General features: G+C 50.8%; 16 protein-coding genes. 9 read left to right on the plus strand and 7 right to left on the minus strand.

The window, feature by feature from the left end; translation table 11 throughout:
• Positions 1–57: 57 nt before the first annotated feature.
• From BWM17_RS02025 to BWM17_RS02035, 3 genes are all read left to right on the plus strand, one after another.
• A complete protein-coding gene (locus BWM17_RS02025; protein WP_309492217.1) occupies positions 58–699 on the plus strand; it encodes a hypothetical protein in 642 nt (213 codons plus the stop codon).
• 119 nt (positions 700–818) lie between these two features.
• On the plus strand, positions 819–1,919 hold the full coding sequence (locus tag BWM17_RS02030; RefSeq protein ID WP_309492218.1) for an NDP-sugar synthase: 1,101 nt from the start codon (positions 819–821) through the stop codon (positions 1,917–1,919).
• A gap of 134 nt (positions 1,920–2,053) precedes the next feature.
• On the plus strand, positions 2,054–2,740 hold the full coding sequence (locus tag BWM17_RS02035) for a 5-formyltetrahydrofolate cyclo-ligase (protein ID WP_309492219.1): 687 nt from the start codon (positions 2,054–2,056) through the stop codon (positions 2,738–2,740).
• Here the strand turns inward: BWM17_RS02035 and BWM17_RS02040 are convergent.
• On the minus strand, positions 2,737–3,822 hold the full coding sequence (locus BWM17_RS02040; protein WP_309492221.1) for a DUF1786 domain-containing protein: 1,086 nt from the start codon (positions 3,820–3,822) through the stop codon (positions 2,737–2,739). The genes BWM17_RS02035 and BWM17_RS02040 overlap by 4 nt on opposite strands.
• A gap of 82 nt (positions 3,823–3,904) precedes the next feature.
• The gene (locus tag BWM17_RS02045) at positions 3,905–5,110 is read right to left on the minus strand and encodes an orc1/cdc6 family replication initiation protein (protein WP_309492222.1); all 1,206 of its coding nucleotides are present in this window, start codon (positions 5,108–5,110) and stop codon (positions 3,905–3,907) included.
• 552 nt (positions 5,111–5,662) lie between these two features.
• On the opposite strand from BWM17_RS02045, the gene BWM17_RS02050 reads away from it, so the two are divergent.
• On the plus strand, positions 5,663–6,073 hold the full coding sequence (locus tag BWM17_RS02050) for a hypothetical protein (protein ID WP_309492223.1): 411 nt from the start codon (positions 5,663–5,665) through the stop codon (positions 6,071–6,073).
• 3 nt (positions 6,074–6,076) lie between these two features.
• Here the strand turns inward: BWM17_RS02050 and BWM17_RS02055 are convergent, their stop codons facing one another.
• The 4 genes from BWM17_RS02055 to BWM17_RS02070 all read right to left on the minus strand — a co-directional run bounded on the left by BWM17_RS02055 (position 6,077) and on the right by BWM17_RS02070 (position 9,523).
• On the minus strand, positions 6,077–6,796 hold the full coding sequence (locus BWM17_RS02055) for a helix-turn-helix domain-containing protein (protein ID WP_309492224.1): 720 nt from the start codon (positions 6,794–6,796) through the stop codon (positions 6,077–6,079).
• Between the two features lie 389 nt (positions 6,797–7,185).
• Positions 7,186–7,689, minus strand: coding sequence for a hypothetical protein (locus tag BWM17_RS02060; RefSeq protein ID WP_309492225.1), 504 nt, complete (start codon positions 7,687–7,689; stop codon positions 7,186–7,188).
• A 139-nt stretch (positions 7,690–7,828) separates the two neighbouring features.
• On the minus strand, positions 7,829–9,124 hold the full coding sequence (locus tag BWM17_RS02065) for an HD domain-containing protein (RefSeq protein ID WP_309492226.1): 1,296 nt from the start codon (positions 9,122–9,124) through the stop codon (positions 7,829–7,831).
• A gap of 18 nt (positions 9,125–9,142) precedes the next feature.
• Positions 9,143–9,523 carry a hypothetical protein gene (locus tag BWM17_RS02070; protein WP_309492227.1) on the minus strand — a complete coding sequence of 127 codons (381 nt, stop codon included), beginning with the start codon at positions 9,521–9,523 and terminating at the stop codon, positions 9,143–9,145.
• 50 nt (positions 9,524–9,573) lie between these two features.
• Here BWM17_RS02070 and BWM17_RS02075 point away from each other — a divergent pair, with 50 nt between their 5' ends.
• The 5 genes from BWM17_RS02075 (at position 9,574) to BWM17_RS02095 (ending at position 13,515) form a co-directional block, all read left to right on the plus strand.
• Complete coding sequence (locus BWM17_RS02075; protein WP_309492388.1) at positions 9,574–10,323, plus strand: endonuclease III; 750 nt, start codon at positions 9,574–9,576, stop codon at positions 10,321–10,323.
• A gap of 150 nt (positions 10,324–10,473) precedes the next feature.
• Positions 10,474–11,109, plus strand: a complete 636-nt coding sequence (locus BWM17_RS02080) for a Snf7 family protein (protein WP_309492228.1) — start codon at positions 10,474–10,476, stop codon at positions 11,107–11,109.
• A gap of 102 nt (positions 11,110–11,211) precedes the next feature.
• Positions 11,212–12,189 (plus strand): hypothetical protein, encoded by a 978-nt coding sequence (locus tag BWM17_RS02085; RefSeq protein ID WP_309492229.1) that lies wholly within the window; start codon positions 11,212–11,214, stop codon positions 12,187–12,189.
• Between the two features lie 56 nt (positions 12,190–12,245).
• On the plus strand, positions 12,246–12,884 hold the full coding sequence (locus BWM17_RS02090) for an MBL fold metallo-hydrolase (RefSeq protein ID WP_309492230.1): 639 nt from the start codon (positions 12,246–12,248) through the stop codon (positions 12,882–12,884).
• A 16-nt stretch (positions 12,885–12,900) separates the two neighbouring features.
• On the plus strand, positions 12,901–13,515 hold the full coding sequence (locus tag BWM17_RS02095; RefSeq protein WP_309492231.1) for a DUF99 family protein: 615 nt from the start codon (positions 12,901–12,903) through the stop codon (positions 13,513–13,515).
• Here BWM17_RS02095 and BWM17_RS02100 read toward each other — a convergent pair.
• Positions 13,468–15,063: a DNA-directed DNA polymerase II small subunit gene (locus BWM17_RS02100; RefSeq protein ID WP_309492232.1), complete on the minus strand. Its 1,596-nt coding sequence runs from the start codon at positions 15,061–15,063 to the stop codon at positions 13,468–13,470. The two genes, BWM17_RS02095 and BWM17_RS02100, sit on opposite strands and share 48 nt — an antisense overlap.
• Positions 15,064–15,097: the final 34 nt, after the last annotated feature.

The raw sequence follows: 15,097 nt of genomic DNA on the forward strand, positions 1-15,097 counted from the left end.
CGAATTTTATTTGACCGTGGAACCGATTGAAAGAAGACTCCCTCAGGCGGTTTTAACATGGTGGCCCCTCCTTCGGTAAGAGTCCTCGCCCTAGTATCCGGGGGTCTTGACTCCCCGGTGGCTGCGTATCTGGTAGGGAGGAGTCTGGGCGTGGAGGTTTCTGTTCTTCATTTAGACAATTTCCCCCTTTTAAAGGAGACAGGCCGCTTGAAGGCGTTGAGGTGCTGGGAGAAGCTGAAAAGGCTTAAGGTGGTGGGAGAGGCCTATGTTCTCCCTCACAGTCACAGCCTTTTGGAGTTCTACAGAAAATGCGAGCGGAGGCTGGTGTGCGTGCTCTGCCGAAGGCAGATGCTGAGGGTAGCGGAGAAGCTGGCGGAGGAGCTCTCAGCCTCAGCCTTGGTGACGGGGGAAAGCCTAGGCCAGGTGGCCAGCCAGACTTTGGCCAACATCGCCGTAGAAGACCAAGCTGTGAAGCTTCCGGTCCTCCGCCCTCTTATCGGCTTTAACAAGGAGGAGATCGTGGCGATTTCCAAGCAGATAGGAACATACCTTGACTCCATCATACCCGGGGGATGCTGCGCCAACCCTAGGAAGCCTGCCACCCAAGCTAGGCTGGAAAAGGTCTTGGAGGAAGAGGCCAAGCTGAACCTAGAAGCTATGACGGCCAAGTCTTTAGCCGGGAAAAAAGTATACTCCTGAGCGGCTACAGAGGCTCCTGCCAGTGGAAAGCCTTTTTTGCCGGCGAGGGCAACCCGCCGGAAGGTTCTAGTTAGTTTTTAACCTTCAAAGAAATAAAAAGTAAGGAAGGCTGAGGGGAGTTGAAGACCATCATCTTAGCCGGCGGCTACGCCACTAGGCTGAGGCCTCTGAGTATCACGCTGCCTAAACCCCTTTTTCCCATCCTCGACAAGCCCATCCTCGACTGGATGATGGAAGGCCTAAGCCGGGCAGGTTTGAAGAACATCATCCTCTCCATCCGGTATTTTGCAGAGGAAATCATGGGAAGATATAGCACCGGCCTTGACTTCGGCGTAGACGTTCGCTACGCTCGCGAGGTTACCCCTTTAGGGGATGCAGGTCCTCTGCGTCTGATCCACAGCCTCTACGGGCTGGATGAAACTTTCATGGTGGTTAACGGAGACATCTTCGGAAACATCGACTTCCAAGCTGTGGTGGATTTCCACCGAAGAAAGGGAGGGATCGCCACCGTTCTGCTTACCAAAGTTAAAGACCCCGGGCACTACGGCGTAGCTGTACTCGACTCGGAGGGCAGGATCGTGAAATTCGTGGAGAAGCCCAAAGCCAGAGAGGCGCCTTCCAACCTAGCCAATGCAGGGGTTTACATCTTCGAACCAGAAGTCTTGAAGTTCGTGCCTGAAAATGCGAGGATGAAGCTGGCCGCGGAGCTGATGCCGCAGCTACTTTCCACTGGAAACGTTTTCGGCTGCATTCATGAAGGCCTGTGGACGGACATCGGTAACCTTTCAGCTTTCCTCCAAGCCAACTTCGATGCCCTGAAACTTTACCGCCCTGAGGGCTATGTAAGCCCCAACGCAGAGGTTCACCCCGAAGCCGAGCTCCTCCAACCAGTTTACGTCTCCCACGCTGTGAGGGTGGACGCTTACTCCAAGGTGGGCCCCTACGCCGTGCTAGGCCGGGACACCACTGTGGGAAAAACCGCCAGGGTCTACCGAAGCGTCCTGTTTCCCTCCGCCTTCATCGACACCGGAGCCTTGGTGAAAGGCAGCATCGTGGGTAACGGTGTTGTGGCTGGGAAATGGACTACCTTCAGTGAGGGAGTAGTAGTGGGGGGCGACGTCACAGTAGCCGACGAGGTCACCCTTGCCTCCGGCGTCATCGTTTTCCCCTACAAAGAGCTCACTGAAAGCGTGGAGGAGCCGGGAAAGATCATCGTTTAACATGTTTTCTTTAAACCCCCCTTTCCACTGGAAGAAAACCGAGGGAATTCCAACCATCCCAGGAAAGCAAGCGCCGCGACGGGCCTCAATTGATGCTATGGGTTTTTTTGGGACTGTGTCAGAGGGAATTTTACATGGGCGCGAAAACCTCTAAACGGCGGGGGAGAGAGCCTCCCCATTCCTCAGGACTCTCCTTCCTTGAGGTAAAGGAAGAAAAGCAGAGGCTTAGGCGTAGAATCTGGAGGCTGCTGGAACAACGCCAAGCGGCATTATTTCCTTTCCCCGTTTGGGGGAGGATGCCCAACTTCGTAGGCTCGGATGTCGCTGCTGAAAGGCTCCGCCAGCTAAAAGAGTGGGCTGCTGCTTCGGTTGTTTTCTGCAACCCCGACTACGCTCAAAAACCCGTCAGGGAAAGAGTCCTCAAGGACGGGAAAGCTCTGCTCATGGCTACGCCTAGGCTTAAGGCCGGCTTCCTTTTCATCCCTCCAAGGGACGCAAGAGGCAGGGAAAGCTACCTAGCCACCATCAAGGGGGCCTTCCGCCACGGCACCGCCCTTCCACTGGAGCGGGCTCCGAAACCCGACTTGCTGGTCACTGGCTGCGTGGCGGTGGACTTGGAAGGCTTCAGGCTTGGAAAGGGCGGCGGCTACGGGGACAGAGAAATCAGAGAGATTCAGGAAAGGTTCGGCAGGATTCTCGTGGTCACCACCGTCCACGACTTACAAGTGGTGGACAAGGTTCCAGTGGAAAAGGGGGATGTGAAAGTCGACATCATCGTAACCCCAACTCAAACCTACCGGGTTGACGGGAAGGAAAGCTAAGCTAAGCCGGCCTTTTCTTCTCCAAGCTTCTTCCTCACCGCCTCCACTAAACCTAAGGTTCCCGCCATCATGACATCGCCCCCAGGGTAGGCGAAGTGCACCTTTAAACCGGAGTCTTTCAGCATCCCCCGCCGGGGCCCTGTGGCTGCGACCAGTTCTAGGTTCTTAAACCCTCGAGGCGAGGAGATATAAAAGGCTCCGTGACCGCCGTCAGCTAGGACTTCTTCGGATGTTAACCTCCCCTCCGCCAAGTTCACTGCGAAGGTTTCCAGTTTAGAAGGCGTCAGCAGGGAAGTGTGATGCTCCATCAGCCCCAGCACAGTGCCTTTATCCACCACCGCCATGATGGTGTGCGAGTTTCCCAAGTTCATGGCCAGCACACAGTCAGCGAATTTGACGGCTTCATCTTGAAGACAGCCTAAAACAGCCGCGGGCACGCTGTCCATGACCCATACACCGATGTTTGGCAGCTGCCGTTTAGCCGCCTTGACTCCCGACTTCATCCTATAGTAGCAGTCGGGAATTCTGTCTTCAGAAAACATAAGGCTGGCAAGTGAAGGATCCTTCAAGAGAGGCTCCCTCATTTTTTTCAGCCTAAACTTGTTTCCAGCTTCCCCTCTTGGGGGAACCCCGTGGTCCTGCACAGCCAAGGCCACAGCGTCTAGGTTCTCTAGTTTTTCTCCGAAACTCTGCAAGAACAACGCTAAGGCTTTTATGTTCACTTCTTGAGTTTCAAGACGGGGACCGTTCCAAGTCTCGGGGGCTTTGCTTAAAACTTCCACCCCCAAACGCCTAACCCTGTCTAGGTCGTTGTAAAAGGTGTAGGCTGCAGCCTCCGTGGCGTAGAAACGATATCCCTGCTTCAAGAAGTCTTTCACCACACCTGTTAAGGCGCCACCGCCTACTGTGTCTCCTGTGATGAGAAAGCGCCGCCCTTTCTCCGCCAAGGCTTTTAGTTTTTCAGCCAAAATCCCCGTTGGGCTTGGAAGCACCAGTTTGATGCAGTTCTCCAAGTTTTTGTTAGAGTCGTAGAGTAAAATGTCCTCCGTCCCCGAACCGATGTCTAAAGCCAGAATTTTCAAGGCTTAACCTCCCCGCCGCGGGGAAGACTGTTCAAAAAGCTAGGGGGCGCTCAGAGGTTAAAGAAGGTTTCCCAGCCGCTGGCTATTTAATGAATCCTTTGAGGTGTAGGTCTTCTCGGAAAATTCTTTCCAAAGTGCTGAAGGGCACTTTTAAACGGATTTTTTTAGTCCGCCCATAACGTCCTAGGCTGGCAATTTTGGCATTAACCGCCCCCAGCATGTCCAACTCGTTCAGGAGGCCGCTTATCCTCCGCTGAGTCAGGGCTTCAACTCCAATCCTCTGAGAGAGTTCCTCATAAGCCTCATAAAGTTCTCCAGAAAAGAGGCCTTCTCTCGCCGTCTGCTTTTTTTCGTAGAGCACAAAAAGAATTAGCTTAGAATGAAGGGGGAGAGAGTTTAAAACCTCCAAAACCCGGTCATGTTCTATCTTCCTCTGCGCATCTCGCACATGCTCCTCCGTCACTACACTGGCGCCGTCCCTCTCAGCCACTTCCCCAGCAACCCTTACCAAGTCGAGAGCCCGCCTTGCATCCCCATGCTCAGCGGCAGCAAGGGCTGCACAGAGGTTCAGTGTAGCGGAGGGAAGACTTCCGTTGCGGAAGGCCAACTTTACCCTCTGTTGCAGAATATCCCGAATCTGCTCAGCGCTATAAGGTTTGAAGACCATTTCCTCTTCGCTGAGGCTGCTGAGGACTCTGGCGTCTAACATGTCCTTGAAATAGAGGTCGTTAGATATGCCTATGGTGGTGAGGCTGCTGGATTTCAGCTCTTCGTTGATGCGGGTTAACTTGTAGAGCAACCGGTCTCCATGTTCTTTGACTAAAGTGTCAACTTCGTCCAAAGCAACGATAAAGGCGCAACGAGCATCGTTTAATCCTTCTTTAAACCTGTCCAAGGCTTCTGCCACTGAAAGCCCAGTGAAGGGAATGCTAACTCCTACAGCTGAGCACATGTTTGAAACTACTCTATACTCGGTTCCTGCTGCTCGGCAGTTTGTGTAACAAATTCTCACTTTTTCCCCCCTTTTTTCGCTTTTTTTAACCAATCTCTCCAGAACATACCTTGTCACCGCCGTCTTTCCTGTCCCAGTTTTACCGTAAGCAAAAAGATTGGAGCATTTCATTTTTTTAAGGGAAGGAGCAAGGATGGAGGCAAATCTTAATATTTCTTTTTCTCGGTGAGGGAGTTCTTTCGGTACAAAATCATGTCTCAAGACTTCCCTGTTTACAAATATTGAAGATTCACCTGCATATTTTTCGAAAAGCTGCTCTAGTTTATCTACAGACAATGCCTCGCCTCTAGAACTTTCTCTAAAACAGCGAGAGACAAAATAAATGGTTGACTTAAGAAAAGAAGACATGAAACACAAAAAGAATAGATTAGACATAAAAGATTAACCAGTACACCCGCCGGTTTCCACTGGAAAATAAGTTAGGTGCCCAGAAAAAATATATTACAAATGCCAAAAGATACCTCATACGGTTTATCTTTGTTTCAGATATAAAATTACTCAACCAAACTTTTAATGTTAACCTCAATTTCTCTGTAACAACATCACTTCTTAGAAATTTAACTTTTCCAGTGGAAACATAGGGGTGGAGCAGGCGATATAAGTTCAAATTAAAACCGTTCACAAAATATAATATTTCAACCCCCTTATTTCCACTGGAAAAGGAAGATACGGCCTCTTAAAGGATATTTTCCTTAGAAAAGGTTGTGAAAAGGTGAAAAGAAATTTTTCTTTAGAAACTCCAATTTCTAAATTTTTCCCATACGATCCCTGTTTGACTTCACAATTAAATTTATTACATTGTGAAGAGAAGTAAGTGAAGGACAGACGTTGGAATTGAGAAAGGTAAAAGTGGAGGTCGAAGACATCAAAGGAAACAAGTACACCTTCACGGTTAGTTCTCCCATAAACCGAGATAAAATAATCAAGTTCATCGACCTAGTAGAAATGATGGCCGGTTCTTTGGAAATTAAAAATCCCTCCTCCTCAGACACGAAATTTGAAAAAATCCTCCAAACCGTGAAAGAACACTATCCTTTTCAATGGTTTACATCCACTGAAGTTCAGTTAGCTTATGAAGAAAAATTTAAGGAGCCCATAAGCCTCAGCACCGTTTCCACCTACCTAAGCAGGTACTGGGAACAAAAAATTCTAACCCGCGAAGGCTCTCCAGCCAGTCTTCGGTATAGACTTAACCCTGAGGTTTTAAATTCAGCACCGAAACAAGAACGTAGTGGCTAGAATTCAGAGAGGCTCTTCTTTAACAGAAAACTCAAAACTTTTCCTGATCCTTTCACTTAAACTATAGCTGAAAGGTATTACATCAGTGTTTCTAACCACATAACCTTCTCTGTAAAGTTTTTTCATTAACCTCGCTGCGTGCTCCCGTGTTTTGCCGATGACCTCTCTAATTTCCGGAGCTGTTTTAGGGCCGCTGCGGTACAAAACTTTTAGGACAGCCATCTCTGTGGGGGTTAAGCGAGCGATGGAGACGTTTCCCCCCTCTAGCGTTGGACTCGGCTCCTCCAAACGTGGAGTCAAGCCTCGCATTTTTTTATCTTGGGCATTAACCTGCTGTTCAAGCTGGATACGCTTTTCATCTAGGGCAGATAGTTTATCGTTATGGACTTTCAATATTTTTGCGAATTTTGTCTGAGCGCGGAAGAGCTCTTTGATATTGGCGGTTAATGCTGATAACGTTTCCCTCTCAGCTTCATGGAAAGATTGAAGGCGGTTTAACTCTGAAAAGGAAGCTTCAATTCTGTGCAGAGCATAGGAGACACTCTCCTCAACTTTAGCCATCTTCTTACTTAACTGAACTATGGAAAGCTGAACCAAGTCGCTTAACTCCCCTAGAGAACTCTTTTTAGGCCTTCTGAATAGAAGCAGTGCGAGAAGAAATCCGAAGGCCGCTGTAAAACTCAACAAGCCTAGAAAAAACACTTCTCCGGAAAAAACCGTCATGAAATCTCACTCACCCTCTCACATGTGACCTGAAGAAAATCACAGAAATAATCACCTGTGACCTCTTCAACTGCATAATTCCCACCTGATATCACAAGTGATGCTTTTGTAAGCAAGCACATCACATTTGACCTGACATTCATTCAAAAAATTATTCTCTTTATCAGGATTTAAACCTTGTGATTCCACCTACAAATCATGTGACATCACGTTTATATGATAATTTTTCATTAAAAAGGAGTTATTCGGTGAAAAGAAGCTTATTTTTAGGGCTAAAATTGTTTTTAAACAATAATATAAGTTTTTATGTTAAGACATCACATGTCAAGTCACAGCTGATGTTTATTTATGATTTCAGGCGGTCACGGCATCACATGTAATCTGTGACATCACGTTTGATATTTCAATGACTTGGGAGAAGTCAAAGTATTTAGGGCTTTTTCCAAGGCCTCCCTTACAGAAACAATGGTTGCGGCTCTTTGAAGTTCGTCGGAACTTGATGAGGACTCTTCGCGGACTTGTCTATGTAAATCTAAATAGTCCTTCAGTCTACTGGACAATTCGATGTATTGTTGGAAGGCAGGCAAGTCGAAGATCCCCAGGGAGCCCAGTAATAAAAACGTGTATATTGACTTTATTATGTTTTTCTGAGCTTGTTTCAGGGTTCTATTGAAAGAACCTTTACTAATTTTTCCTTTAATTCTAAAATAAGTTTTTTCTTCAGTTATCATTTTATTTCCAGATAAATATGGAATTATAGTGTCTATTAGAAACGTTTCCAGCTGCGTTTTGGTTAAATGACTGTTTTTAAGTAGAATATCAGTGATGGGGTCTTGGTCGAGGTTTCTTAGCCATTTTTTGAATTCTTCAGGGTCCTTTAATTCCACGCTCAAGGAAACACCCTGAAAGAATACGTTTTTGTATACCAGTATTTAAATCTTCCCGCAATCATAAGGTCTAAGGTTCCAATTTTTGGAGGCTTACCATACCTTTAGAAGCTAGGTGAGCAGGGAAACCCAGGCTTTCCGGAGGCTAAACAGAAATCTTGGCGGAAAAAGGCTTACCGCCAAAGGTTTTTTCACAGACTTCCGCAACTTTTTCACGGAATTGCGGCAAGGTATAGACTCTCACAATGTCCATAAACTGGGTTAGGGATGCTAAAAGAGGAGAAAGCTCCGTGGCTTTTTGAACAATCACACCCGCAGGGGTCTTCCGGTAGACGAGGATGTCTGACCGCTGCCTCTCCACTGGGTTGATGGGTACGGAAAGAACTTGAGGGACGTCGATGACGATGAAGTCCGGGTCAACTCCGGTTTTTTCCCCGATTTCAACCTCAACCTCGCGGCGGATGTTAGGTTTGTTGAGGAGGTTGGAAAAGAAGGTGTCTTTTCTGAATATGATAAGCTCGTAGGTGCTCTTCAGAAGCTTTCTGCTGCGAACCCCCAAAATATATTGGTAGGCTTTCTGAAGCTTTTGGTCGACTTCCTTCTTGAGGGAGAGCAGTCCTTCTAGGACTTTACCGTCGTCCAATCGGAGAAACTCCTCCACGTCTTTGAAGGAGGCGAGGCCCAATTTTTCGCAGGCAAAATCCATGGCCCTTGCAATCATAACATTAGTCGCCCGCACTGTTCGGTGGAAGTAGACAGTGTTAAACATTTCCATCCTAGCGATGATGAAGGATTCCAAGACGCCGAAAGCCCCTGAACCGTCGGCCATCAGCCTCTTCTCTATCAACTCTAGGGATGAGATAAGCCGCTGGGCATCCACCTTTCCATATTCCACTCCAGCGAAGTAGGAGTCCCGAGCCAGATAGTCCATGATGTCTGCGGAAAAGTGGCCGGCGATAACCTGGTTCAGAAAAATTCTCTCCGTACGGTCTAAATGTCCTGTGGAAAGCTGAGCTATCTCTTTCTTGGAGAAGCCATGACTGGAAAGGATGTCCCCGATTTCGCTGCTCTCAATCACCCACTGGGTGAGGTCTTCGTGAGTTTGATGGCGGTGCTTTTCGAGGATTTCTTCGTAGACATGGGAGAAGGGGCCGTGGCCTACGTCATGAAGCAGCCCTGCTAGACGGACTTTTTGAATTTCCTCCTCCGAAATGTAGCCCTTTTCGGCGAGATAGACTCCCAGCATGCCTGCCAAGTGCATAACCCCGAGGGAGTGGAGGAAACGGGTGTGAACGGCGCCAGGGTAGGTTAGCTCAGCTCCTGCCAGCTGCTTGATGTTCCTCAGCCTCTGGACGGGGGTGGAATCGATGAGCTTCTTCTCCACTTCTGTGAATCGGATGTAACCGTGGACAGGGTCCTTGATTTCTCCAACTCCTTTCAATGGAAGGATCAGTTTAACTCACCTGAAGTGAATGCTGGTTTTCGAATTTCCCATGCTCTTAACGAGGTTCATCAGCGTTCGACCTGCTAGGGGATCGTTTTCTTGGGGGATAAACACCGAAGCTAGGGCGGTCTTGCCCCATTTGGCTGCCAAATATTCCGCCAAAACCCTAGCGAGGTGGGAGTTCTTATAGCCGAGGAGAAGGCTTGAAGAATGAGGCGCGGAAGGAGGAATGGGCGGGGTTGCCACGGCTAGGGTGCCCAGTTTAGTTTTCTCCCCTTCGAAAAAGAAGCTTAGGATAGCGTTGTCCAGTTCGAAGATGTAGACTGAAAATTTTCTTCCTTCCAGCTCCACTGTTTTGCTTAGGGCTTGGGGGAACATCACTCCTTTAATCTCCAAGAAATCCTTAAAACATTGTGCTGGAAAAGGGAAATAACTTTTTGCGGAGGATGATAGATAAAGTTCAACCGCTTGAGGCGGCGACGACTTTGAAGCAGGATGCCAGCTGGATGGGTTCAATAATTTCCAGACTTAGGAAACACTTCGGAAAAATAATGTGGGCCAAATCGAAAGACTCTTTCGAGATTCTCGTGGCAACGATCCTAAGTCAAAACACCTCCGATGTCAACAGCCATCGCGCCTTCAGAGAGTTAAAAAAAGCCATGAAGCTTACTCCGCAGGTTCTGGCTGAAAAGCCTCTGGGAGAGATCAAGCAGGCCATTCGAACAGCTGGGCTGGCTGAAATCAAAGCTAAAAGGTTGAAAGAGGCTTCCAAGTTCATCTTGAGGGAACTGGGAGGAAACCTGTCCAAAGTGTTCAACCTCCCTCCAGAAGAGAGTAGAAATTTTCTGCTGAGATTACCAGGTGTCGGAGATAAAACCGCCGACGTCATCTTAGTTTTCGCGGGGGGAATCCCCGTTGTTCCAGTGGATACGCATCTTTTCACCATAGGGAAGAGGCTGGGGCTTACAGCTTCCAGCCGCTACCAAGATGTCAGAGCAGCCTACGAGCGGCTTATCCCTCCAAAGGAAAGGGCGGAGGCCCATGTTCTCTTCATCGAGTTGGGGAAAAAAATCTGCACGGCTAGGAATCCTAAGCATGAAGCTTGCCCTATTCTAGACCTGTGTCCCACGGGGCTGAAATCTGTCTCCCAAGTGGATGATGAGGCTGAGAGGCGGCTTTCTGATACAGGCATGTGACTATTTCCCACCTCCGTGGGGGAAGCTTCAGCATTTTTTCGTCAATTTTTCCTCTCCCAGCAGGCTTTAATCCCGTTTCCAATCCTTCTCTGATGATTGTGAAATTTTATATGATGTCCTTCACGCATAAGACTTGAGGCTGCAAAAGAATTGAAACCGCTTAAAAACTGGGAAAAGAAGGATTCTCTCTTCGGAAAAATTAGCGACCGCTTCCACCGCACTCCGCCTTTGAGGGATAAGGTTTTCAACTCCCTCTACAAACTTAACAGCATCCAAGCTAAACTGGAGCAGTTGACCAACAAACTGGAGCAGAAGGATCGGGAGCTCTTTGGCAAATGCGCTGAATCCATGGCCCGGGGAGATGAGGAGCGTTCGAAGATCTATGCCAACGAGTGCGCTCAGCTGAGGAAGATGGCTAAAACCGTTTTGGGAAGCCAGCTGGCCATCGAGCAGGCTGCTTTAAGGCTGGAGACGGTGAAGGAATTCGGAGACGTGGCCAAGGAGATGATGCCTGTAGCTGGTGTAGTTCGGTCGTTGAAAGGGAAGCTGGTGGGAGTTATGCCTGAAGCCTCCTTGGAGCTCAACGAAATTGGAGAAACATTAAACGAGATCATGTTCGAGGCGGGGGAAGTCTCCGCGTCGGCTCCCAGCTTCCAAGCCTCAGGGGAAGAGGCTCAGAAAATCCTTCAGTCCGCTTCGGTTTTGGCTGAGCAGAAAATGAAAGAGAAATTCCCCAAACTTCCAGTGGGAGAATTTGCGGAGGAGCGTTCTCCCGACCTCGGCTAGTCTTCAAAACAGTCCGCAGCCTAGTCTTTCAAGACTTCCTTCAAGCTACTCCGCTTCCCCCCTCAACAGTGCGAGGTGGTTTAGGATAGAAGGTTATTTCCGATGGGAAGAGAGGAAAGACTTGAAGATGAAGTCCTAAGGATCTTTTTCGTCCTCTTGTCTGTGGTGAGTTGGTTTTTTATTCTCCAGTGGGCAGCGGAGCTTCTAGGCTGGCCCAGCCGGCCGGCGGGGTGGTCCTACCTCGCCGCCTTCTACGGGGCCTCTGCCGCCTATCTGGTGGGAAGGACGAAAGGGCGGCTTAGAAAGGTCGTCTACGACTCCCCTTTTGCCGCTTATATCAACCTCCTGATAATCCTCGTCCCCCTATTCCTCATCTACCTAGCCTTGGCAAATCCCCCGCTGGAGGAGGCTCCTGGAAAAATCAGCCGACTGACGGCTTCAAGCCCCCTCACCTTGGCTTCAGGTTGGCTTTTCTCCTTCACCGCCTACAGGTTTCTGGACAAGCTCTACGACAGGATTTTTGGGGTTTTCGAAAAAACCGGCCCCAGAGTCAGCTTCAAGACATCCGGCCCCATTCAAAGAGATGCGGAGGAGGTAGCGGGGAGGCTTGAGGTTGAGGCTGGAAAGCTGGCAGCCAAAGCCTCTGCTTGGGAGAAGCATGCCCACAGGTTGTACGATAAAGCCTTAGCAGCTCAGGTTTCAGGAAAAGCCGATAAAGCCAGCGCCTACCTTACAGCCTACTGGGAGGCGAAGAAGAACTCAGACCTGCTGGTGAAGGTGCAGGTGCAACTGGAAGGCTTAGTGGAGAGGCTTAAAACCCTCCACAGCTTCGCGGAAACCATGGCCGAGATGCCCTCCGCCTTCAAAACCATTTCAGAGCTTAAAGGGAGACTGAAGGGAGTTATTCCCGCTTTCTCCGGCGAACTGGAGAAGATAGGGCGAACGGTAGAAGAGCTTCTGGCCAAGACGCAGGCTCACGGCGGCAGCCTCCCAGAACAGCTCCAGGGAAAAGAGGCTCAAAAAATCCTCCTAGAAGCCGGCGGCGTAGCAGAGGCGAGGCTGAGGCATGGGAAAGACTAATCTGCTTTGGAACCTGATCCTTAGGTGAAGTTTCCCTGTCCCTCGGAGGGTTTTGGATGCTGGTCAAGAGACTGACGGTAGGGCCGCTGATGGGAAACTGCTACATCGTAGGCTGCGAGGAGACGGCTAAGGCCGCGGTCATCGACCCGGGGGCAGAGCCTGAGCGAATCTTAGAGGCGTTGAAGAAAAGCCGTTTAAAGCCTGTTTACATTGTCAACACCCACGGCCACCCGGATCATGTCTCCGCCAATGCTCCGGTGAAGAGGAGGACCAGCGCCCTGATTCTGATACACGAACTGGACGCCTCCCTGCTTTCTTCCCCCCGCCTAGACTCGGAGATAGAGCTCCTCCTCGATGTCGGGGAGAATTCCCCCCCGCCTGACAGGCTGTTGAAGGACGGGGAAACCATCCGGGTGGGGAAGGTCACGTTTCAAGTCCTCCACACTCCCGGCCACACCCCCGGCAGCATCTGCCTCCTCGCCGAGGGCAGCCTCTTCACCGGAGACACCCTCTTCGCCGGCAGCGTGGGTAGGACGGACCTCCCCGGCGGCTCCCCGGAGGCCTTGAGAAACTCGCTCCAGCGGAAGCTTCTGCCCTTGGACGACGGGTTAACCGTCTACCCTGGACACGGACCCCCCTCCACCTTAGGCTACGAGAAGAAGCACAATCTCTTCCTCAAGTCTTCTTTTCTCTGAGATTGAAGGCACAGGGTTGGAGGCCGCTGGGTTGGTGAGGGTTCTGGGCGTGGAAGATGGCAGTTTTCCCAGCTGGCCGGCTGGGGTTAAGAAGGGAAAGGCTCTTCTCGCCGCGGTCACTCTCCGAGATTTCACCGTCGAAGACGTTGCCCTCGCTTGGGTGGCTGTAGACGGCTGGGATGCCACCGAGGCCGTCATCCAGATGGTGAAGCAGGGAGGGAAAAAACCAGACTTGGTGATGTTGGCCTCCCTTGCCTACGCCGGCTTCAACCTCGTCGACCCGGAGGAGGTTCACCGCCGCCTCCGCCTCCCCGTCCTCATTGTAAACCCCCAGAAACCCGACAGCTTAGCCGTGGAAGCCGCCCTTAAGAAGCATTTCCCCAACTGGAAGCAGAGACTCGCCATCTTGGATAAGGCTAAAAAACCCTACAAACTCAGCTTGGAAGAAGGCGGAGAAGTGTTCTTCTACACCTACGGCCTAAGGGCCTTCGAAGCCCGAAAGCTCATCAAAAAACTGACAGTCTTCGGCCACCGCCCCGAACCCTTGAGGGTCGCCCGGCTGATAGCCCGAGGTCTCAGCCCTTCAAGGCGCGCCAAGCATCCGAGAAAAATCCATCACGGTCAAGGCTAAGGTTTTCAGATTGACCACCGCTGCCACACCGGGGGTGGGCGTTAACCCCAGCCTCTGCTGGTAGAGGGTCTGCTTTTGCCAACACCCGGAATTGATCAGCCTCACCCCCCGGTAGTAGGTTTGGTCGAACACATGAATGTGGCCTGCGTGGTAAACGTCGGGAACCCGGTCCACCACCATCCAGTCCCGGGTCTCCGGGGCTATGGGGGTCCTCTGCCCGTAGACAGGGCTCAAATGCCGACCCTTGAGAAGGCCCAGCATGGCCTTGGCGGGGTTCCGGTGGCTGACGTTGGGCATGGAGACTAGGACGTCCTCCAAGCTTCGCCCGTGGTGGAGGAGAAACTCAACTCCGTGAAGCCTCACCTGCGCCGGGTTTCCCAGGGAAACCAGCTGAGAGCCGCATTTCTCGTAGAGGGCTTCGGCGTATTTTTTAGAAAGAGCCGGCTGGGGTAAAGCCTTTCGAACGGCGTCGTGGTTTCCCGGAATGACAATGATGACAATGTGGTCTGGAACCTGTTCGAGCAGAGCGGCAGCTGCCTCGTATTGGCGGCAAACGTCCTGAATCTCCAACTCTTCTTCCTGCTGAGGGTAGACTCCTATCCCGTCGACCAAGTCTCCTGCCACCAGAAGATACTTGACCTTTCCGGCGAGCTCCCTCTCCCGGCGGCCTCCCCCGCCTCCCCTCAGCCACCCGAGAAAGGCTTGGAAAAGTTTCCCCTCAAAGACCTTGCTTCCCACGTGGAGGTCTGAAATCAGCACAGCGTTTACCTCCTCTGGGGAAAAGCCGGGTCTCCTCTGGGGAACATCCGGCAGGATTAGGTCTTCCGCCACAACCAAGCCGTTTCCAGTTTTAACGCCTACCACCCCTACAACTTGGTCTAAGAGCAGATTTCGAGCTTTGTCCACCAGCATGGGATTGGAGTCTTGGACGAGAACCTGAGCCTCTGCCTCCAAGTCATCCACTCTCAGAAAGAATCTTTTCCCACGGCTGACTTTTTCCGCCACCATGCCCACGAACTTAACCTTAGCTCCCGCCCTACCCTCCAAAGACTCCCTGATGGTGGCTGCGTCCCTCAAATCCAACCTTTGCCTCAGCAACCTTTTCAGCTGCTGAAAGCGGCTTCTGAAATATTCCATGAAGGCTTCCACGCTTCCCTTGGAAGCCAGCTGAAGAGTAGGGTCCATGACCACCTCCACCCTAGCTTCCACATCCTTGGCCTCCGGGCGGAAGATCCCTTTACCCATCTCCACAGGTTCAGCTTCCCGAAGCCCCTCTGTGGCAGCGCGCTTCTCCCTCTCCAGCGTGGAAGCCTCCTCCACCATGGCTTTGCTGACAAAGGGAAAAGAAGGAGGGGCCTCTGATAATTTCTTCAAAACTCTGTCGACAATCTGCTCCGGATCTTGACGTTGGGAGAGGGTTTGGAGGAGGCTGAAAGCTTCCGCCTGCATCTGGTAGCCGGCTTCGTGGACCTTTCGAAGAGCCCGCTTCACTTTTTCATCCGGCTGAGCTTCTGGGGTTTGACGGTAGCCTAAGGTTTCAGCCTCCAACCGTTCAACCTACCTGCCTTGAAAACAGCCGTCC

The organism is Candidatus Hecatella orcuttiae (assembly GCF_002009985.1).
Classification (GTDB): domain Archaea; phylum Thermoproteota; class Bathyarchaeia; order Hecatellales; family Hecatellaceae; genus Hecatella; species Hecatella orcuttiae.

Coding starts and splice junctions, on each gene's coding strand:
- BWM17_RS02025 (WP_309492217.1), top strand. CDS start 58: ATGGTGGCCCCTCCTTCGGTAAGAGTCCTCGCCCTAGTATCCGGGGGT.
- BWM17_RS02035 (WP_309492219.1), top strand. CDS start 2,054: ATGGGCGCGAAAACCTCTAAACGGCGGGGGAGAGAGCCTCCCCATTCC.
- BWM17_RS02055 (WP_309492224.1), bottom strand. CDS start 6,796: ATGACGGTTTTTTCCGGAGAAGTGTTTTTTCTAGGCTTGTTGAGTTTT.
- BWM17_RS02075 (WP_309492388.1), top strand. CDS start 9,574: ATGATAGATAAAGTTCAACCGCTTGAGGCGGCGACGACTTTGAAGCAG.
- BWM17_RS02085 (WP_309492229.1), top strand. CDS start 11,212: ATGGGAAGAGAGGAAAGACTTGAAGATGAAGTCCTAAGGATCTTTTTC.
- BWM17_RS02090 (WP_309492230.1), top strand. CDS start 12,246: ATGCTGGTCAAGAGACTGACGGTAGGGCCGCTGATGGGAAACTGCTAC.